Genomic DNA, 18,480 nt, shown 5'->3' on the forward strand with positions numbered 1-18,480 from the left:
GTCAAGGTCGGGTGGGGTTAGGGGTGGAGGTTGAGGCGGAGGGTCAGGTCGAGGAGAGCGAAGAGAAAGAGGGCGATGCCGACGAAGCCGTTCGCGGTGAAGAAGGCGCGGTTGACCTTGCTCAGATCGGTGGGGGTGACCACCACGTGCTGGTAGCCGAAGGCGACGGCGGTCAGCGCCAGGCCGATCCACCAGAGCCAGCCGAAGCCGATCAGCGCGCCGAACCAGATGAACAGCGCGAAGGTGATCACGTGCGCCACCGTGGAGGCGTGCAGCGCGAAGCGCAGGCCGTAGCGGGCCGGGACGCTGTGCACCCCGATCTCCCGGTCGACGTCGGCGTCCTGGCAGGCGTAGATCAGGTCGAAGCCGCCGATCCAGAGCCCCACCGCCGCGCCGAGCAGCCAGGCCGGCCAGGAGCCGTCCAGGGTGCCGGTGACCGCGAGCCAGGCGCCGACCGGGCCGACCGCCTGGGCGATCGCCAGGATGGCGTGCGGCCAGTTGGTGAACCGCTTGCCGTACGGGTAGACGACCAGCGGGATCACGGCCAGCGGCGCGAGCACCAGGCAGAGCGGGTTGAGCAGGGCGGCGGCGGCCAGGAAGACCACCAGCGCGACGGCCGCGCCGGTCCAGGCCGTGCGCACGCTCACCGCCCCGGTGACCAGCTCCCGGTTCGCGGTACGCGGGTTCCGGGCGTCGATCCGCCGGTCGAGGATCCGGTTGGCGGCCATCGCGAACGTCCGCGCCCCGACCATCGCCACGGTGATCAGTAGCAGGTCGAGCCAGCGCACCCGCCCGCCGTCGACCTGCATCGCGGTCAGCGCCGACAGGTACGCGAACGGCAGCGCGAAGACGGAGTGCTCGATCGCGACCAGCTTGAGGAAGGACTTGATCCGGCCCGGCTTCTCGGCCGGCGCGTCGAGGACCGCCATCAGATCCCGTACTCCTTCCAGCGCTTGTCGACCAGCGAAGCGACCTCCGGCGACATGGTCATCTCCTCCGGCCAGCCCCGGGTGTAGCCCTCGGCGGGCAGCTTGCGGGTGGCGTCGACGCCGGCCTTGCCACCCCAGAACTGCTGGTACGACGAGTGGTCCAGGTGGTCCACCGGGCCCTCGGTGAGCAGCAGGTCGCGGGCGTAGTCGACGTTGCCGAAGGCGCGGAAGGCGACCTCGTTGTAGTCGTGCACGTCGCAGTCCTCGTCGACGATCACGATCAGCTTGGTGAGCGACATCAGGTGCGCGCCCCAGATCGCGTTCATCACCTTCTGCGCGTGCTTCGGGTAGCGCTTGCGGATCGACACGATCGCGCAGTTGTGGAACACCCCGGCGGCCGGCAGGTCGTAGTCGACGATGTCCGGGATCAGCAGCTTGAGCAGCGGCTGGAAGATCCGCTCGGTGGCCTTGCCCAGGCCGTGGTCCTCCTGCGGGGGCTTGGAGGTGATGATCGAGTGGTAGACCGGGTCGCGCTGCATGGTCATCGTCTCGATGTGCAGCACTGGGAACGGCTCGACGGGCGTGTAGTAGCCGGTGTGGTCGCCGAACGGCCCCTCGGGCAGCCGCTCGCCGGGCTCCAGGTAACCCTCCAGCACCACCTGCGCGTGCGCGGGCACCTGCAACGGCACGGTGAGGCAGTCGACCATCTCGACCCGCTCGCCGCGCAGGAAGCCGGCGAACAGGTACTCGTCGATGTCGCCGGGGAGCGGGGCGCTCGCCGCGTAGCTGACCACCGGGTCGCAGCCGATGGCGACGGCCACCGGCAGCCGCTGGCCGAGCCGCTCGGCGACGGCGTGGTGCGCGGTCGAGTCCTTGTGGATCTGCCAGTGCATGCCCAGCGTGTTGCGGCTGTGCTGCTGGAGGCGGTAGAGGCCGAGGTTGCGCTTGCCGGTCTCCGGGTGCTTGGTGTGGGTCAGCCCGTAGTTGTGGAAGATCCCGCCGTCGCCGGGCCAGACCTGGAGACCGGGCAGCCGGTTCAGGTCGACGTCGTCGCCGCGGTAGACCACCTGCTGGCAGGGGGCGGTCTTCACCTTGCGCGGGGGCACCGACTTGAGCTGCATGACCTTGCCCAGGCCCTCGCGGATGCCGGACCAGCCGACCGGCAGCTCCGGCTTGACCAGCGCGCCGATCCGGTCGCCGATCTCGTCCAGCGACTCGACGCCGAGCGCCATCGCCATCCGCTTCTCGGTGCCGAAGAGGTTGATCGCCACCGGCATCTCGCCCCGGGTGGGCCGCTCGAAGAGCAGCGCCGGCCCGCCCGCACGGACGGTCCGGGTGACCACCTCGCTGATCTCCAGCGTGGGGTCGACCGGGACCTTGACCCGCCGCAGCTCGCCCGCGCGCTCCAGCGCCGCGAGGAAGTCCTTGAGATCGGTGTACGGGAAGCCACGAGCCGCCATGCGGCCAGTCTCCCGCACCCCGGGACGCACCGCCCACGCCGGGTGTCCCCCGGGCGGTGTGCGTCTCCCCACGCATCCGGCGCGGTCCCCCGGTCGCGCCGCCTCGCGCGCGGCGGGGATCAGGCGGCCGGCTCCCAGGCGTACCCGGCCAGGGCCGGGTCGAGCGGCGCGTCCGTGAGCCGGTTGGCGAAGGTGGAGATCGTGTACGTGCCGACGCCGAGCACCACGTCGAGGGCGTGTCGGGGACGCCAGCCGGCGGCGAGGAACGCGTGCAGCTCGCCGTCGGGCACCGCTCCCCGGTGGTCGAGGACGGCGACGGTGAACCGGCGCAGCGCCTCCAGCCGCGCGTCGGCCAGCGGCGCACCGGTCCGCAGGGCGGCGATCAGCTCCGGGCCGGCGCCGTGCCGGGTGAGGGTGGCGGTGTGCATCGCCACGCAGACGTGGCACTCGTTGCGGGTGGCGACCGTCAGCACCACGACCTCGCGTTCGACCGGGTCGAGGTCGGTGGACTCGAAGGTGGCGTTGGCGGTGAGGAACCCCTTGAGCAGTTCGGGCGACTCGGCCATCAGGGCGACGGCCGGTGGGAGGTGGCCGAGCTTGCGGTGCACGCCGGCCATGGTGGGACGGGCGGCGGCGGGCGCGGTCTCGGACGTGTGGGCGGTGAAGACGGACAAGGCGATCCCCTCGGGTAGGATGGTCAACGTGGTTGACCAAATAGTAAACCGGGTTGTCGAACGTGGCAACGCCTGACCCGGAACGCCCCGGCTTCGTGCTGCCCCTGCTGCTGCTGGCCGGCTTCCGTATCCTCATCGACGATCTGCACGCCGAACTGGCCCGGCAGGGGCACCCGGACCTGCGGCCCCTGCACGGCTTCGTCCTCCAGGCCGTCGGCGCCGACGGCACCACCGCCGGCGAGCTGGGCCAGCGCCTCGGCGTCTCGAAGCAGGCGGCCGGGAAGACCGTCGACCGGCTGGTCGCGCTCGGCTATCTGGAACGCGCCGACGACCCCACCGACGCCCGGCGCAAGCTGGTCCGGCCGACCCAGCGGGGCGTCGACGGGCTGCGCCGCTCGGCGGTGGTCTTCGACGAGCTGCGCGCACGCTGGGCGGCGACCCTCGGCGCGGACCGGGTGGACGCGATGGAGGACGACCTGCGGCGGGTCACCCCGGCCCAGTTCTTCCGCCTCGACGTCCCCGGCTGGTTCGGCGGCTGACCCGCCCCGCCCCGTACCCCGGCCAGGAATGTCAGCGGCGCTGAGCCGGTGCCGCCGAACGGCCGTGGAGGAGACGCCGCGGAATCAGTCGAGGCCGCCGTAGGAGTGCAGGCCCTCGAAGAAGATGTTCACCCCGAACAGGTTCATCAGCACGGTGAGGAAGCCGAGCACGGCGAGCCAGGCCACCACGTTGCGCTTCACGCTCGGCGTGGCCCGGGCGTGCAGGTAGCCGGCGTAGACCACCCAGGAGATGAACGCCCAGGTCTCCTTCGGGTCCCAGCCCCAGGGCCGGCCCCAGGCCGCCTCGGCCCAGATCGCCCCGGCGATCACCGCGAAGGTGAAGATCGGGAACGCGAAGGCGTGCAGCACGAAGGTCAGCCGTTCCAGGGCCGCCGCCGCAGGCATCCGCTTCGCCAGGGTGTACGGGAAGCTGCGCTTGCCCTGCTCGTAGCCGGCCCGCATCAGATACGCCACCGCCGGCACCACGCCGAGCAGCAGGATTCCGGAGGAGAAGACGATGGTCGAGACGTGGACGACGAACCAGTACGAGTTGAGCGCCGGCACCAGCGGCACGATCGGGGTGTAGAGCACCAACTCGGCGGTCGCCACCAGCAGCACCATCACCAGGGTGAGGAAGAGCCCGAGGCGGCGCAGCGACGGCCGCTTCCAGAGCACCACCAGCCAGCCGGTGACGCCGATCCAGGAGACCGTCAGCACGAACTCGTACATGTTGCCCCAGGGCATCCGGTCGGCGGCGAGGCCGCGGGTGACCAGGGCGCCGAGGTGCAGCAGGGCGCCGAGCGCGGTGGCGACGACGGCGATCAGACCGGCCAGCCGGGCGCGCCGGGCGGTGCGTTCGGCCGCCGCCGCACCGGGTGCCGCAGGTGGCTGCGGGGTCAGGCCCCCGGATCCGCCGACACCGGCGCCGACCAACTCCCGGGCGGGGACCGCCGCGGTGCGGGGGCGGGCGTTGCCGAGCGCGTACTCGACGGCGTGGCTGATCATCGCGACCAGGAACGCCAGGATCGTGAACGTGACCAGCTGGTCGGAGAGTGCGGACATCACTCGGCTCCTTCTCGCGCTCCGGCCGGGTCGCTCTCCTCGCGCTCCCGGTCGGCCCGCCCGTCACCACTGACCGCGGCGACGAGCTGCGCGAACTCGTCGGCGAACCCTGGATGGTCGGTGCGCGGCAACCCACCAGCCTCGACCAAGCTACTACCGCTCGTCGGAGATCCACCCGCGGGGTCGGCGGCACCGGCCGCGGGCGCGTCCCCGGCACCCGCCGGGAGCACCCGGAAGAAGACCCGACGACGTCGGCCGAACAGCGAACCCATCAGCCCGACCAGCAGGAATCCGGAGCTGACCAGCAGCAGCGCCTGGCCGGGGTCGTACCGCACGGAGAGGGTGATGTACGGCTCGGTGCCGAGGAACTCGAGCTTGGTGCCGTCGTCCAGCGTCCAGGTCTCGCCCGGCTTCAGCAGCTTGGTGCCGGCCTCCTTGAGCTTGCCGGCGCGCACCTGCCGCTGGTCCAGCGCGTAGACGGAGCCGGGGATGCCGGCGTCCAGCCCCAGGTTGCCCCGGTAGGCGGTCAGGTTGAGTGCCGGGTTGCGCTCGGTCGGGTACTCGGAACGCACGAAGGGGGCCGTCTGCGGGGCGGTCGGCAGGTAGAGGCCGGTGAACGCCATCTGGAGGCCCGGATCGCGCCGGCCGGTGGCCGGGTCGACGTTGGCGTCCGGGAAGGCGGCCAGGCCCTCGCTGGTCAGCCCGGCGTCGCCGGTGGTCAGGAACGGCACGGTGCTGGTCTGGCTGCGGCCGTACCGGTCGGTGTACCGGATCACCGGGGCGTAGCCGTGGCCCAGCAGGTAGACGCCGGCGCCGTCGATCCGCAGCGGCGAGTTGACCGAGAACTCGGCCGGCCGCCGCTCGCCGCCGGGCTCGTCGACGGTCACCGCGGCGTTGAAGAACTCCGGCTGCCCGGACTCCAGGAACCGGGCCTGGAAATCGTCGAGCCGAAGGCAGAAGCCGGGCAGGTCCTCGCTGCCCACCCGCGGGCCGAGCTTGGCTTCGGCGTACTGCTGGCGGGTGTTGCAGAACGCGTTCTCCTCGCCGGCCACGAGCAGCCGGTTGCCGCTCCAGCCGTACCAGGACCCCAGCGCGACGCCGACCAGCACGACCAGCATCGAGCTGTGGAAGAGCAGGTTGCCGGTCTCCTTGAGGTAGCCCTTCTCGGCGGAGACCTCGTCGCCGCGGACCACCACGCGCCAGCGGCGCCGGCGCAGCGTCTCGGCGATCGCCGCCGCCCCGCCGGCCGGCATGGGCAGCACCGCGTGCTGCGGCAGCCGGTCCAGCCGCTTCGGCGCGACCGGCGGCTTCGACCGCAGCGCCCGGAAGTGGTCGCGCAGCCGAGGGGTGATGCACCCGATCAGCGAGGTGAAGAGCAGCAGGTAGATCGCGGAGAACCAGACCGAGCCGAACGCCTCGAAGGCGCCGATCCGGTCGAGCACCGGGGCCAGGTCGGGATGTGCGGTGAAGTAGTCCCGCACGTCCTCCGGGTTGACTCCGCGCTGGGGCAGCACCGAGCCGGGGATGGCGGCGATCGCGAGCAGGAAGAGCAGCACCAGGGCGGTACGCATGCTGGTGAGCTGCCGCCATGAGTTGCGCAGCAGGGCCAGCAGCGGGTGGAACCGCCGCCGGGGCGCCTCGGCCGGTGGAGTGGCGTGCCGGTCGTCCACGGTCGTCATCAGATGCTCACCTCGCCCACGCCCACGGTGGTCTGCAACCAGATCACGAAGTTCTGCCACCCGCCGGTGACCAGCGCCAGGCCGATCAGGATCAGCAGGGCCCCGCCGATGCGGGTGACCCAGCGGCTGTTGCGCCGGACGGCGCGGAAGACCCCGAGCAGACGGTGGAAGCCCAGCCCGAAGACGACGAACGGCACCCCCAGCCCGAAGCAGTAGGCCACGGCCAGCACCACGGCCCGGTCGGTCTTGCCGGCCGCCGTGGCCATGCCGAGCACCGCGCCCAGGGTCGGACCGGTGCAGGGCAGCCAGCTCAGCGCGAAGACCGCCCCGAGGACCGGCGCCCCGAGCAGCCCGGCGGCGGGCAGCCGGTGGATGCGGAACTCGCGCTGCATGCCCGGCACCACGCCCAGGTAGCTCAGCCCGAGCACCACGACCAGCGCGCCGATGACGATCTCCAGCGTCCGCTCGTGGTCGAAGAACACCCGGCCGAAGCCGGCGAAGAGGATCGCGGTGGCGGTGAAGACCACGGTGAAACCGGCGATGAAGAGCAGCGTCCCGGCGAGCACCCGTCCCTTGACCGCGGCCACCGGCCGGGCGGTCACGGGTGCCGCGACAGCCACCGCGCCGTCGCCACCGGGTGGGGCCGCACCGCCGGCCGGCGGCTGCTCGGCCCGCGCCCGCCCCTCCAGGTCCGCGCCGGCGAGCCCGGTCACGTACGACAGGTAGCCGGGCATCAGCGGCAGCACGCACGGAGACAGGAAGCTGACCAGCCCGGCGAGTGCCGCCGCGCCGATGGCCAGCAGCAGGGGACCCGACTCGGCGACCTGGCGGAACGTCTCGCCCATCAGCGGGGACCGGCGGCCGGCTGCTCGGCAGCGATCCGCTCGACGATCGGTTGCAGGCCGTCCTGCTTGACGGCCGCCCGGATCACGGTGGCGACCCGGCCGTCGCGGTCGAGCACAACGGTGGCCGGGACGGTGTTCGGCGGGATCTCCAGGGCCAGCGCCAGCCGGCTCGGCGGGTCGAAGAGGCTCGGGTAGGTGACCCGGCCCTCCTCGAAGGCGATCGCCTTGTCCCGGCTGTCCTGCACGTTGATGCCGAGGAAGGTCACCCCGGAGGCCTTGGTGGCCTGGTAGGTGGCCTCCAGGTCGTCGGCCTCGGCCCGGCAGGGCGCGCACCACGAGCCCCAGAAGTTGAGCACGACCACCTGGCCGCGCGCCTCGGAGACGTCGTACCGGCCGCCGGTGAGCAGCTCACCGGCGATCTTCGGGGCGCTCGAGCGCTGGTCCGGCGCGCAGGCGACGATGCCGCCGTCGTTGGCGCAGCGGCTCTCCCCGCTCTCGGAGGAGCAGCCGACCAGCGCCGTCACGGCGGTGACGGCGGCGAGCAGGGCGGCGATCGGCCTCCGGGAACGCATCAGGCCCCCTTGGCCGTCCGGGCTGTCGTCGACATCGCGATCAGGTGCGCGGCGGGCTCGGAGTAGCCGATACCGGTGACCTTCGCACCGTCGAAGTGGAACGAGGTGAGGCTGGCCAGGCCGCACTGGCGGCGGCGCGGGTCGTGCCAGAGCCGCTTGCGCTCGACGTGGCGCCGCAGCGTCCAGATGGGCAGCTGGTGGGAGACGAGCACGGCCTCGCGCCCCTCGGCGGCCACCCGGGCGGCGTGCAGCGCGGCGAACATCCGCTCGGCGATGACCCGGTATGCCTCGCCCCAGGAGGGGGTGACCGGGTCGCGCAGCACCCACCAGTTGCGCGGATCGCGGAACGAGCCGTCGCCCGGCGAGACCTTCTTGCCCTCGAACCAGTTGGCGCTCTCGATCAGCCGCTCGTCCACCCCGACGGGGAGCCCGAACTGGGCGGCGATCGGCTCGGCGGTCTGCTGTGCCCGCTCCAGCGGACTCGCCACCACGTGCACGATCTCCCGCTCGGCGAGCGCCTGCGCGGCCGCCTTGGCCATCTGGACGCCCAGCTCCGACAGGCGGAAGCCGGGCAGCCGTCCGTACAGGATCTGGTCCGGGTTGTGCACCTCGCCGTGCCGCAGCACGTGGACAACCGTTGCGCTCACGTCCGTTACCCCCCCGTGCCCGCCGCTGCCGCCGCGTTCGCCGCCGTCGGCAGCGCGGCGGCGATCTGCTCCAGTGCGGCGTCGTCGATCGCCGCCGAGACGAACCACGACTCGAACGCGCTCGGCGGCAGGTAGACGCCGGCGGCGAGCATCGCGTGGAAGAACGCCTTGAAGGCGGGCACCTGCTGCGTGCGCGCGCTGTCGTAGTCACGCACCTCGGCGTCGGTGAAGAAGATCGAGAACATGTTGCCCGCGTACGACAGCCGGTGCGGGACGCCGGCGGCGGTCAGCGCGTCGGTGGCGAGCCGGCCCACGGCGGCGGCCGTGGCGTCCAGCTTGCGGTAGAGCGCGTCATCGGCCAGCCGGAGGGTGGCCAGGCCGGCGGCGCAGGCCAGCGGGTTACCGGAGAGCGTGCCGGCTTGGTAGACCGGGCCGGCCGGGGCCAGCCGGGCCATGATCTCGGCCCGCCCGCCGAACGCGGCGGCGGGCAGCCCGCCACCCATGACCTTCCCGTACGTCCAGAGGTCGGCGTCGGACGGGTCGAGGCCGTGCCAGCCGGCGCGGGAGACCCGGAAGCCGGTCATCACCTCGTCGACGATGAGCAGCGCCCCGTCGGCGTGGGCGATCGAGGCGAGCCGCTGGTTGAAGTTGTCCTGCGGGGCTACCACGCCCATGTTGCCGGCGGCGGCCTCGGTGATCACCGCGGCGATGTGCCGGCCCTCCTCGGCGAAGACCTTCTCCACCGCCGCCAGGTCGTTGTACGGCAGCACGATGGTGTCGCCCGCCGCCGCGCCGGTCACGCCGGGCGAGTCGGGCAGGCCGAGGGTCGCCACGCCGGAGCCGGCGGCGGCGAGCAGGCCGTCGGAGTGCCCGTGGTAGCAGCCGGAGAACTTGATGATCTTCGAGCGGCCGGTGAAGCCGCGGGCCAGCCGGATCGCCGACATCGTGGCCTCGGTGCCGGAGTTGACCAGCCGGACCTGCTCGACCGGGGTGCGGTCGACGATCTCGGCGGCCAGCTCGACCTCGCCCGGGGTCGGGGTGCCGAAGCTGGTGCCCTTGCCGGCGGCCTCCCGGACGGCCTCGACCACCTCGGGGTGGGCGTGGCCGAGGATCAGCGGCCCCCACGAGCAGACCAGGTCGACGTAGCGCCGGCCGTCGGCGTCGTGCAGCCAGGGACCCTCTCCCCGCACCATGAATCGCGGGGTGCCGCCGACGGCGCGGAAGGCGCGCACGGGGGAGTTCACCCCGCCCGGCACGATGGCCTTGGCGCGGTCGAACAGGGCCTCGGAGGCCGGTGCGTCGGCCGGGTAGCGGCCGGATCCGGCGGAAAAGATGTCGGTCACGATGCGGCCATTGTGTCAGCGCTGGAGCGGGAATCGGCAGCCACCCCGGGGCGGGGTTACCAGGCTCACCCCGGTGCGCGCGCCCGACGACCGAACAAGTCTCACCGGGCCGCTCGGTCGAGATCGCGATAGGCTGACCGGGTGGATCGTGCCGAACTGTCCATCACGATAGACCGGACAGGCGATGAAGCGCTGCTTCGCCTCGCCGGTGAGATCGACATGCTCACGGCCGGCCAGCTGTCGACCGTCGTCAACGAGGTGCTGGCCGATCCCCCGCCGCGCATCGTGCTCGACATGGGCGGTGTCACGTTCTGTGACTCCCAGGGCCTCGGCACGCTGGTCGTGCTCAGCCGCAAGGCCAGTCACGCCCAGACCCTCCTGGTGCTCAGCAACGTCGGCGACTTCCTGCTGCGCGTCCTGGACATCACCGGCCTGCGCTCCGCGCTGATGATCCGCAACGAGACCGCCCCCTGACCGTCGGCTCGACCGTGAGGTGGACGGCTCAGCCGCCGCCCACCTCACGACCTGATCAGGTGGTGGGGACGTCGCGGCGGCGGAAGCCCGCCAGGCCGGCCGCCGCGAGCAGGAGAGCCAGGGCGGTGAGGGCGATCAGCGGGGTGGCGGTCCACGAGTCGCCGAGCACCTGCGGGGTGTGCGTGAACGGGGACACGTCCAGCAGCCACCGGCTCAGCTCCAGCACCGCGCCGAGCTGGCCGAGCAGCACGCAGAGCACGAGCACCCCCCAGGCCACCGGGGCGTACCGGGGCAGCAGCCCGTAGAGCAGCACCGCCAGGCCGGCCAGCACCCAGGCCGCCGGCACCTGCGCCAGGCCCGCGCCGAGCATCCGGGACAGCTGGCCCGGCACGTCGCCCACGCTGATGCCGTAGGTGAGCCCGGTGGCGAGCCCGGCGACGGCCAGCACCACCACCGGCCCGGCCAGGGCGAAGAGCAGGTGCGAGGCGAGCCAGCGGGACCGGTGCACCCCGGTGGCCAGCAGCGGCTCCGCCCGTCCGGCGGCCTCCTCCGTACGCATCCGCAGCGCGGCGGCGATGCCGTAGCCCGCGGCGGCCAGCCCGACGAAGGCGAGCGTGCTGCCCAGGTACGCCTCGGCGAGCGCGGACGTACCGCCCAGCCGGCCCATGATCTCCTCCAGCTGGGCGTTGCCCTCGACCGACCGCCCGGCGGCCTCCGCCGCGCCGCCCAGGATCAGCCCGAGCAGCCCGAACCCGACCGACCAGCCGAGCAGCGCACCCCGGTGCAGCCGCCAGGCCAGCCCGAGCGGCCCGGACAGGCCCCGCCCGGCGTGGGCCGGCCCGAGCCGGGGCGGCAGCAGCCCGGCGCCGAGGTCGCGGCGCACCGACAGCGGGTACGCGAACGCGGCGAGCAGCACGGTCAACGCCACCGGCAGCGCCACCAGCCACCAGCGCTCCCCCTCGTAGGCCCGGATGCGCGGGGCCCAGCCCAGCGGCGAGAGCCAGCTCGGCCAGTCCCGCTCGGCGGTGTCCCCGGCGAGCCGGAGCGCGAAGGCCAGGCCGAGCAGCCCGACAGCGATCCCCCGCGCGCCGCCGGCCGCCTCGGTGAGCTGGGCGGCGAGACCACCCACGGTGGCGAAGACGATCCCCACCAGCGCGGTCGACAGCCCGTAGCCGAGCGAGCCGGCCATCGGCAGGCCGGTGGCGGCCAGGCCGGCCGCGGTGAGCAGGCCGAGCAGCAGGTTGGCCGCGTACGTGACCAGCAGCGCGGCGGTCAGGCCCGCGTACCGGCCGAGCACGGTGGCCCCGAGCAGTTCCCGGCGACCGTCCTCCTCCTCGGTGCGGGTGTGCCGGATGACGGTGAGCAGGCTGACCAGCCCGACGATCAGGGTGAGGAAGCCGCCCCGCTGGGCGGTGAGGGCGCCGACGCTGTCGCCGTAGACCGGCCCGAGCAGGGCGACGATCGAGGGGTTCGTCGCGGTGCCGGTGACGTACGCGGCCCGCTCGGCGGCGGTGGGGAAGAGCTCGAAGAAGCTCGTCGCGTACGTCATCGGCAGGACGGCCAGCACCAGCACCCAGAGCGGCAGCAGGACGCGGTCCCGGCGCAGGATCAGCCGGACCAGGTGGCGGGTGCCGGTGAGGGTGCTCATCGGTCCGCCCCGGCCGGCTCGTCGATCGTGCCGTAGTGCCGCAGGAACAGCTCCTCCAGCGTCGGCGGCTGGCTGACCAGGCTCCGTACGCCCAGCTCGGCCAGCCGGCGCAGCGCGGCGTCCAGCGCCGGGTTGTCCACGTCGAAGCGCACCCGGTTGCCCTCCACCCGCAGGTCGTGCACGCCCGGGAGGTCGGCCAGCCCGTCCAGCGGGGCGGCGATCTCGGCGTCGATGGAGGTGCGGTGCAGGTGGCGCAGTTCGGTCAGCGTCCCGGTCTCCACGTTCCGCCCGTTGCGGATGATGGTGACGCGGTCGCAGAGCGCCTCCACCTCGGCGAGGATGTGGCTGGAGAGCAGCACGGTCCGGCCGTCCTGGCGGGCCCGGCGCACCCACTGCTGGAAGACCTCCTCCATCAGCGGGTCCAGCCCCGAGGTCGGCTCGTCGAGGATGAGCAGTTCGACGTCGGAGGCGAGGGCGGCGACCAGGCCGACCTTCTGCCGGTTGCCCTTGGAGTAGGCCCGCCCCTTCTTGCGCGGGTCCAGCTCGAACGACTCCAGCAGCTCGGCGCGCCGCTTCGGGTCGAGCCCGCCGCGCATCCGGCCGAGCAGGTCGATCACCTCTCCGCCGGAGAGGTTGGGCCAGAGGGTCACGTCGCCCGGGACGTACGCCAGCCGGCGGTGCAGCGCGACCGCGTCGCGCCACGGGTCGCCGCCGAGCAGGCGGACGGCCCCCGCGTCCGCCCGCAGCAAACCGAGCAGCACCCGGATGGTGGTCGACTTGCCGGCCCCGTTGGGGCCGAGGAAGCCGTGCACCTCTCCGGCGCGGACGCTGAGGTCGAGGCCGTCGAGCGCCCGGGTCCGGCCGAAGGTCTTGACCAGGCCGGTCACCGCAATGGGAGTTTCCATACGTCAGAAGCTACACTCGTTTCACAAATTCGTGAATACTCTGAGAGCTGAGGCATAGTCGTTGTCCGACCCACAGTGAGGAGCACCCGCCGATGGCCGACGACCACCATCCGACCCCGGACGCCGAGGAGGTCCACCTCTTCGTCGAACGGATGGCGATGGCCTTCGCCGAGGTCGGGTTCCCCCGGATGGCCGCCCGGGTGCTGTTCACGGTGATGAGCGCCGACGAACCGCTGACCGCCGCCGAGATCGGCGAACGCCTCGGGGTCAGCGCGGCGGCGGTCTCCGGCGCCGTCCGCTACCTCACCCAGTTCGGCATGCTGCTGCGGGAGCCGGTGCCCCGTTCCCGCCGGGACCGCTACCGGGTGCCGGACAACCCCTGGTACGAGGCCACCGTCACCAAGACCGGCCTCTACAAGAACTTCATCGACATCGCCGCTGCCGGCGTCGACGCGCTGCACGGCCCGGCCACCCCGGGCGGCGAGCGGGTCGCCGAGATGCGCGACTTCTTCGTCTTCGTCCAGGAGGAGATCGACGCCCTCGGCGAACGCTGGCGCGCCCGCCGCGCCGCGACCGGCCACCCACCGCGCTCCGACTGACCCGCACCTACCGAGAAAGAGTGGCCATCCGCGCGGGAATGGCCACTCTTTCTCGGTAACTGCGGGGTCTTCGCCAGGGGTCAGGGGGTGGTGCTGCCCCAGCGGGCCTGTTCGAGGAGGTCGACGGCGCGGTCGCGGGTGTCGAGGTCGTCGTTGCCGCGCAGCAGGGAGGTGGCCTCGTCGACGGCGTCGGTGAGCACCCGCCACTGGGCGTCCCGCTCCCGCACCAGGTCGGACTGGGCGGCCAGCTGCCGGGTCTTCACCCACAGCTCCACGAAGACCGACACCTTCGCCCGCAGCACCCACGGGTCGAAGGGCTTGGTGAGGTAGTCCACCGCGCCCACCGCGTAGCCGCGCAGGGCGAGCTGCGCGTCCTTGTCGGCGGCGGTGAGGAAGATGATCGGCACGTGCCGGGTCCGCTCCCGCCGCTTGATGTGGCTGGCGGTCTCGAAGCCGTCCATGTCCGGCATCTGGGCGTCCAGCAGGATCACCGCGAAGTCGTCCACCAGCAACTGCTTCAGCGCCGCCTCGCCACTCTCCACGGCCACCGACTGCACCGGAAGCCCCTGGAGGATCGCCTCCAGGGCCATCAGGTTCTCCCGCCGGTCGTCCACCAGCAGCGCCTTGGCTGTCTGTGTCACGAATTCTCCTCGCCTCGGCGGCCGCCGATCCACGACGCCATCCGCTCAATCAGCTCGTCCAGGTCGACCGGCTTGGTGATGTAGTCACTGCCCCCGGCCGCGAGCGCCGACTCGCGGTCACCCGGCATCGCCTTCGCCGTCAGGAAGACGATCGGCAGATCCGCGAAGCGGTGGTTGCGGCGAATCTGCCTCGTGGTCTCGTACCCGTCCTGGTCCGGCATCATCGCATCCATCAACACGATGTCCACCTCCGGATGCTCGGCCAGCAGGCGGACACCGTCCGCCCCGTTGTCCGAGTACAGCACGGTCATGCCGTGCAGCTCCAACGCGGAGGTCAGCGCGAACACGTTCCGCACGTCGTCGTCGACGATCAGCACGGTGGCGCCGTCGAGCTGCCGGGTGGCCGGCGCCTCCGGCGGCTCGGGCAGCAGCTCCATCGGCGGCATCAGCAACGACGAGGGCAGGCCCGCGCGCTGCGGGGACGGGGGCTGCGGCGCCACCACCGCGTCCGGAGCCAGCACATCGGGTACGAAGAGGGTGAAGGTCGAGCCCTGACCGGGCGCCGACGTGACGGTGATCGTGCCGCCCAGCAGCCGCGCCAGGTCCCGGCTGATCGACAACCCCAGCCCGGTGCCGCCGTAGCGGCGGCTGGTGGTGCCGTCGGCCTGCTGGAACGCCTCGAAGATCAGCGACAGCTTGTCGTCCGAGACGCCGATGCCGGTGTCGATCACGGTGAACGCGATCACCTGCCGGGCGTTGGTCAGCGCCGGCACGTCGAAGACGGCGTTCTCCGGCGCCGGCGCGATCCGCAACGTCACCGCGCCGTTGTCGGTGAACTTGATCGCGTTGGAGAGCAGGTTGCGCAGGACCTGCTGCAACCGCTGGGCGTCGGTGACCAGCGCCGGCGGCAGCTCCTTGGCCACCCGTACCTGGAAGTCCAGGCCCTTCTCCTCGGCCTGCGGGGCGAACGCCTGCTCGACGTACCCGCGGATCTCGTCGAACCGGATCTCGGTCGGCTGGACGTCCATCCGGCCCGCCTCGATCTTGGACAGGTCCAGGATGTCGTCGATCAGGGAGAGCAGGTCGGAGCCGGCGCTGTGGATGGTGCGGGCGAACTCGATCTGCTTGCGGCTCAGGTTCTGCTCCGAGTTCTCGGCCAGCAGCCGGGCCAGCAGCAGCAGCGAGTTCAGCGGGGTCCGCAGCTCGTGGCTCATGTTGGCCAGGAACTCCGACTTGTACGCCGAGGCCCGGGTGAGCTGCTGCGCCTTCTCCTCCAGGCCGAGCCGGGCCAGTTCGATCTCCCGGTTCTTGGTCTCGATGTTGCCCTTCTGCTCGGAGAGCAGCTTGGCCTTGTCCTCCAGCTCGGCGTTGGTGCGCTGCAACTCGGCCGACTGGTCCTGCAGCTCCAGGGCCAGCCGCTGCGACTGCGCCAGCAGCTCCTCGGTACGCCGGTTGGCCTGGATGGTGTTGACCGCGATGCCGGTGGTCAGCACCAGCCGCTCCAGGAACGCCAGGTGCAGCTCGGAGAAGCGCGCCACGCTGGCGAACTCGATCACGCCGAGCAGCTCGCCCTCGAAGAGGACCGGGAGCACGACCAGGTCGGCCGGGGGCGTCTCGGCCAGCCCGGAGCGCAGGGTGAGCCGCCCGTCGGGCAACGCGTTCACCCGGATCGTGCGGCGCGACAGTGCCGCCTGACCGACCAGCCCCTCCCCGGGCCCGAAGGTCACGTCGTGGCCCCGGGCCACGTAGCCGTACGAGGCGGTCAGCCGCAGCCGCATCACGCCGTCGGAGGTGTCCGCCAGGAAGAACGCGCCGAGCTGCGCGTCGACCAGCGGGGTCACCTCCATCATGATCATGCGGCAGACCTCGCCGAGGTCGCGCTGGCCCTGGAGCAGCCCGCCGATGCGGGCCAGGTTGGAGTCGAGCCAGCCCTGTTCGGCGTTCTTCTTGGTCGTCTCCCGGAGGGTGACGATCATCTGGTTGATGTTGTCCTTCAGCTCGGCGACCTCGCCCTGCGCCTTGACCGCGATCCGCTGGGTCAGGTCGCCCCGAGTCACCGAGGTGGACACCTGGGCGATCGCCCGCAGCTGAGTGGTGAGCGTCGAGGCGAGCTGGTTGACGTTCTCCGTCAGGTCACGCCAGGTGCCGGAGACGCCCTTCACCTGGGCCTGACCACCCAGCTTGCCCTCGATGCCGACCTCGCGGGCCACCCGGGTCACCTCGTCGGCGAACGACGAGAGCTGGTCCACCATCGTGTTCACGGTCGACTTCAGCTCCAGGATCTCGCCCTGCGCGTCCACCGTGATCTTCTGCGACAGGTCACCCTTCGCCACCGCCGTGGTGACCGAGGCGATGTTGCGGACCTGGCTGGTCAGGTTCGACGCCATCGAGTTCACGTTGTCGGTCAGGTCCCGCCACGTACCCGAGACGCCCTTGACCTGGGCCTGACCACCCAGCTTGCCCTCGGTACCCACCTCGCGGGCCACCCGCGTCACCTCGTCGGCGAACGACGAGAGCTGGTCCACCATCGTGTTCACGGTCGACTTCAGCTCCAGGATCTCGCCCTGCGCGTCCACCGTGATCTTCTGCGACAGGTCACCCTTGGCGACGGCGGTGGAGACCTGGGCGATGTTGCGGACCTGGGCGGTCAGGTTCGACGCCATCGAGTTCACGTTGTCGGTCAGGTCCCGCCAGGTGCCGGCCACGCCGCGCACCTGGGCCTGGCCGCCGAGTTTGCCCTCGGTGCCCACCTCGCGGGCCACCCGGGTCACCTCGTCGGCGAACGACGAGAGCTGGTCCACCATCGTGTTGACCGTGGACTTCAGCTCCAGGATCTCGCCCCGGGCGTCCACCGTGATCTTCTGCGACAGGTCACCCTTCGCCACCGCCGTGGTGACCGAGGCGATGTTGCGGACCTGGCTGGTCAGGTTCGACGCCATCGAGTTCACGTTGTCGGTCAGGTCCCGCCACGTACCCAGGACGCCCTTGACCTGGGCCTGACCACCCAGCTTGCCCTCGGTACCCACCTCGCGGGCCACCCGGGTCACCTCGTCGGCGAACGACGACAGCTGATCCACCATCGTGTTGACGGTGTTCTTCAGCTCCAGGATCTCGCCCTGCGCGTCGACGGTGATCTTCTGGCTCAGGTCGCCCTTCGCCACCGCCGTGGAGACCTGCGAGATGTTGCGGACCTGGCTGGTCAGGTTGCCGGCGAGCTGGTTGACGTTCTCCGTCAGGTCACGCCAGGTGCCGGAGACCCCACGCACCTGCGCCTGACCACCCAGCTTGCCCTCGATGCCCACCTCACGGGCCACCCGGGTCACCTCGTCGGCGAACGACGACAGCTGATCCACCATCGTGTTGACGGTGTCCTTGAGCTCCAGGATCTCGCCCTGCGCGGCCACGGTGATCTTCTGCGACAGGTCACCCCGGGCCACCGCGGTGGAGACCTGGGCGATGTTGCGCACCTGCGAGGTCAGGTTCGACGCCATCGAGTTGACGCTGTCGGTCAGGTCCTTCCAGGTGCCGGCGACGTTCGGCACCTCCGCCTGGCCGCCCAGCTTGCCCTCGGTGCCCACCTCGCGGGCCACCCGGGTCACCTGCTCGGCGAAGAGCCGCAGGGTGTCGGTGAGCGAGTTCATCGTGTCGGCCAGCTCGGCGACCTCGCCGCGCGCCCCGACCGTGATCTTCTGCGACAGGTCGCCCTTGGCCACCGCCGTCGCCACCTGTGAGATCGATCGCACCTGGCCGGTCAGGTTCGACGCCATGGTGTTCACCGAGTCGGTGAGGTCCTTCCAGGTGCCGGCGACGCCCCGCACGTCGGCCTGCCCACCGAGCTTGCCCTCGGTGCCCACCTCGCGGGCCACCCGGGTCACCTCGTTGGAGAAGGACGACAGCTGGTCGACCATCGTGTTGACCGTGCGGCCGATGCGCAGGTACTCGCCGCGCAGCGGGCGGCCGTCGATCTCCAGCGCCATGTGCTGGGAGAGGTCACCGTCGGCCACCGCCACGATCACCCGGGCGATCTCGGTGGTCGGCCGCCCCAGGTCGTCGATCAGCGAGTTGATCGCCCGCTGCCCCTCCGCCCAGGAACCGTCGAACCCCTCCTCGTCCAGGCGTTCGGTGAGCCGGCCGTCCCGGCCGACGATCCGGCTGATCCGGCGCAGGTCCAGGTGCTGCCGCTCCTGGATCGACACCACGTCGTTGAAGGCGTCCGCGACCTCACCGGCCGCACCCGCCCGCCGGGGCAGCCGGACCTTGAAGTCGCCGCCCCGCACCCGGCGCAGCGCCTCCGTCAGCTCGACGAGAAGCGCCGAGTGCTCGGAAGCGGACGGATCCGCGGTCACCGACTGTTTCGCGCTCATCATTCCTCGCTCAGCTCGGGGCCTCCGGCGCTTGCCGACACGCCGCCATCCCATCATTGTGCCCGCGTAAGTGTCGATGCCACGGACGCGAAGTGCGCG

General features: G+C 71.8%; 16 protein-coding genes. 3 read left to right on the forward strand and 13 right to left on the reverse strand.

The window, feature by feature from the left end; translation table 11 throughout:
- Window positions 1-17: 17 nt before the first annotated feature.
- The 3 genes from mqnP to ACSNN7_RS05675 form a co-directional block, all read right to left on the reverse strand.
- Window positions 18-929 carry a menaquinone biosynthesis prenyltransferase MqnP gene (mqnP, locus tag ACSNN7_RS05665; RefSeq protein WP_436679568.1) on the reverse strand — a complete coding sequence of 304 codons (912 nt, stop codon included), beginning with the start codon at window positions 927-929 and terminating at the stop codon, window positions 18-20.
- Complete coding sequence (locus ACSNN7_RS05670; protein ID WP_436679569.1) at window positions 929-2,389, reverse strand: menaquinone biosynthesis decarboxylase; 1,461 nt, start codon at window positions 2,387-2,389, stop codon at window positions 929-931. The genes mqnP and ACSNN7_RS05670 overlap by 1 nt, the downstream gene beginning before the upstream one ends.
- A 119-nt stretch (window positions 2,390-2,508) precedes the next feature.
- Window positions 2,509-3,090 (reverse strand): carboxymuconolactone decarboxylase family protein, encoded by a 582-nt coding sequence (locus tag ACSNN7_RS05675; protein ID WP_436679570.1) that lies wholly within the window; start codon window positions 3,088-3,090, stop codon window positions 2,509-2,511.
- A gap of 35 nt (window positions 3,091-3,125) precedes the next feature.
- Here ACSNN7_RS05675 and ACSNN7_RS05680 point away from each other — a divergent pair, with 35 nt between their 5' ends.
- Complete coding sequence (locus tag ACSNN7_RS05680; protein WP_436679571.1) at window positions 3,126-3,602, forward strand: MarR family winged helix-turn-helix transcriptional regulator; 477 nt, start codon at window positions 3,126-3,128, stop codon at window positions 3,600-3,602.
- Window positions 3,603-3,686: 84 nt separating this feature from the next.
- On the opposite strand, the gene ccsB is transcribed toward ACSNN7_RS05680, so the two are convergent.
- Genes ccsB through hemL form a run of 6 tightly spaced genes read right to left on the reverse strand, consistent with a single transcriptional unit; the run spans window position 3,687 to window position 9,750 of the window.
- The gene (ccsB, locus tag ACSNN7_RS05685) at window positions 3,687-4,664 is read right to left on the reverse strand and encodes a c-type cytochrome biogenesis protein CcsB (RefSeq protein ID WP_436679572.1); all 978 of its coding nucleotides are present in this window, start codon (window positions 4,662-4,664) and stop codon (window positions 3,687-3,689) included.
- The gene (gene resB, locus ACSNN7_RS05690; RefSeq protein ID WP_436679573.1) at window positions 4,664-6,343 is read right to left on the reverse strand and encodes a cytochrome c biogenesis protein ResB; all 1,680 of its coding nucleotides are present in this window, start codon (window positions 6,341-6,343) and stop codon (window positions 4,664-4,666) included. The genes ccsB and resB overlap by 1 nt, the downstream gene beginning before the upstream one ends.
- On the reverse strand, window positions 6,343-7,188 hold the full coding sequence (locus ACSNN7_RS05695) for a cytochrome c biogenesis CcdA family protein (protein WP_436679574.1): 846 nt from the start codon (window positions 7,186-7,188) through the stop codon (window positions 6,343-6,345). Before ACSNN7_RS05695 ends, resB begins: the two co-directional genes overlap by 1 nt.
- A complete protein-coding gene (locus tag ACSNN7_RS05700; RefSeq protein WP_436679575.1) occupies window positions 7,188-7,760 on the reverse strand; it encodes a TlpA family protein disulfide reductase in 573 nt (190 codons plus the stop codon). Before ACSNN7_RS05700 ends, ACSNN7_RS05695 begins: the two co-directional genes overlap by 1 nt.
- Entirely contained in the window at window positions 7,760-8,407 is a 648-nt protein-coding gene (locus ACSNN7_RS05705; protein WP_436679576.1) for a histidine phosphatase family protein, read from the reverse strand. The genes ACSNN7_RS05700 and ACSNN7_RS05705 overlap by 1 nt, the downstream gene beginning before the upstream one ends.
- 5 nt (window positions 8,408-8,412) lie before the next feature.
- Entirely contained in the window at window positions 8,413-9,750 is a 1,338-nt protein-coding gene (hemL, locus tag ACSNN7_RS05710; protein WP_436679577.1) for a glutamate-1-semialdehyde 2,1-aminomutase, read from the reverse strand.
- Window positions 9,751-9,891: 141 nt separating this feature from the next.
- Between hemL and ACSNN7_RS05715 the strand changes: the two genes are divergently transcribed.
- Entirely contained in the window at window positions 9,892-10,224 is a 333-nt protein-coding gene (locus tag ACSNN7_RS05715; RefSeq protein WP_436679578.1) for an STAS domain-containing protein, read from the forward strand.
- 55 nt (window positions 10,225-10,279) lie between these two features.
- Here the strand turns inward: ACSNN7_RS05715 and ACSNN7_RS05720 are convergent, their stop codons facing one another.
- Together ACSNN7_RS05720 and ACSNN7_RS05725 are read right to left on the reverse strand one after the other, a co-directional pair.
- Window positions 10,280-11,872: an ABC transporter permease gene (locus tag ACSNN7_RS05720; RefSeq protein ID WP_436679579.1), complete on the reverse strand. Its 1,593-nt coding sequence runs from the start codon at window positions 11,870-11,872 to the stop codon at window positions 10,280-10,282.
- Window positions 11,869-12,777 carry an ABC transporter ATP-binding protein gene (locus tag ACSNN7_RS05725; protein ID WP_436679580.1) on the reverse strand — a complete coding sequence of 303 codons (909 nt, stop codon included), beginning with the start codon at window positions 12,775-12,777 and terminating at the stop codon, window positions 11,869-11,871. Before ACSNN7_RS05725 ends, ACSNN7_RS05720 begins: the two co-directional genes overlap by 4 nt.
- A 92-nt stretch (window positions 12,778-12,869) precedes the next feature.
- Between ACSNN7_RS05725 and ACSNN7_RS05730 the strand changes: the two genes are divergently transcribed.
- A complete protein-coding gene (locus ACSNN7_RS05730) occupies window positions 12,870-13,376 on the forward strand; it encodes a GbsR/MarR family transcriptional regulator (RefSeq protein ID WP_436679581.1) in 507 nt (168 codons plus the stop codon).
- An 80-nt stretch (window positions 13,377-13,456) separates the two neighbouring features.
- Here the strand turns inward: ACSNN7_RS05730 and ACSNN7_RS05735 are convergent, their stop codons facing one another.
- Both ACSNN7_RS05735 and ACSNN7_RS05740 read right to left on the reverse strand, forming a co-directional pair.
- The gene (locus ACSNN7_RS05735) at window positions 13,457-14,017 is read right to left on the reverse strand and encodes a response regulator (protein WP_334452057.1); all 561 of its coding nucleotides are present in this window, start codon (window positions 14,015-14,017) and stop codon (window positions 13,457-13,459) included.
- Window positions 14,014-18,384 carry a HAMP domain-containing protein gene (locus ACSNN7_RS05740; RefSeq protein WP_436679582.1) on the reverse strand — a complete coding sequence of 1,457 codons (4,371 nt, stop codon included), beginning with the start codon at window positions 18,382-18,384 and terminating at the stop codon, window positions 14,014-14,016. The genes ACSNN7_RS05735 and ACSNN7_RS05740 overlap by 4 nt, the downstream gene beginning before the upstream one ends.
- Window positions 18,385-18,480 lie beyond the last annotated feature (96 nt).

The organism is Micromonospora sp. URMC 105, assembly GCF_051386295.1.
Classification (GTDB): domain Bacteria; phylum Actinomycetota; class Actinomycetes; order Mycobacteriales; family Micromonosporaceae; genus Micromonospora.

Coding starts and splice junctions, on each gene's coding strand:
- ACSNN7_RS05695 (WP_436679574.1), bottom strand. CDS start 7,188: ATGGGCGAGACGTTCCGCCAGGTCGCCGAGTCGGGTCCCCTGCTGCTG.
- mqnP (WP_436679568.1), bottom strand. CDS start 929: ATGGCGGTCCTCGACGCGCCGGCCGAGAAGCCGGGCCGGATCAAGTCC.
- ACSNN7_RS05700 (WP_436679575.1), bottom strand. CDS start 7,760: ATGCGTTCCCGGAGGCCGATCGCCGCCCTGCTCGCCGCCGTCACCGCC.
- ACSNN7_RS05720 (WP_436679579.1), bottom strand. CDS start 11,872: ATGAGCACCCTCACCGGCACCCGCCACCTGGTCCGGCTGATCCTGCGC.
- ACSNN7_RS05740 (WP_436679582.1), bottom strand. CDS start 18,384: ATGATGAGCGCGAAACAGTCGGTGACCGCGGATCCGTCCGCTTCCGAG.
- ACSNN7_RS05730 (WP_436679581.1), top strand. CDS start 12,870: ATGGCCGACGACCACCATCCGACCCCGGACGCCGAGGAGGTCCACCTC.
- ACSNN7_RS05670 (WP_436679569.1), bottom strand. CDS start 2,389: ATGGCGGCTCGTGGCTTCCCGTACACCGATCTCAAGGACTTCCTCGCG.
- ccsB (WP_436679572.1), bottom strand. CDS start 4,664: ATGTCCGCACTCTCCGACCAGCTGGTCACGTTCACGATCCTGGCGTTC.
- ACSNN7_RS05725 (WP_436679580.1), bottom strand. CDS start 12,777: ATGGAAACTCCCATTGCGGTGACCGGCCTGGTCAAGACCTTCGGCCGG.
- resB (WP_436679573.1), bottom strand. CDS start 6,343: ATGACGACCGTGGACGACCGGCACGCCACTCCACCGGCCGAGGCGCCC.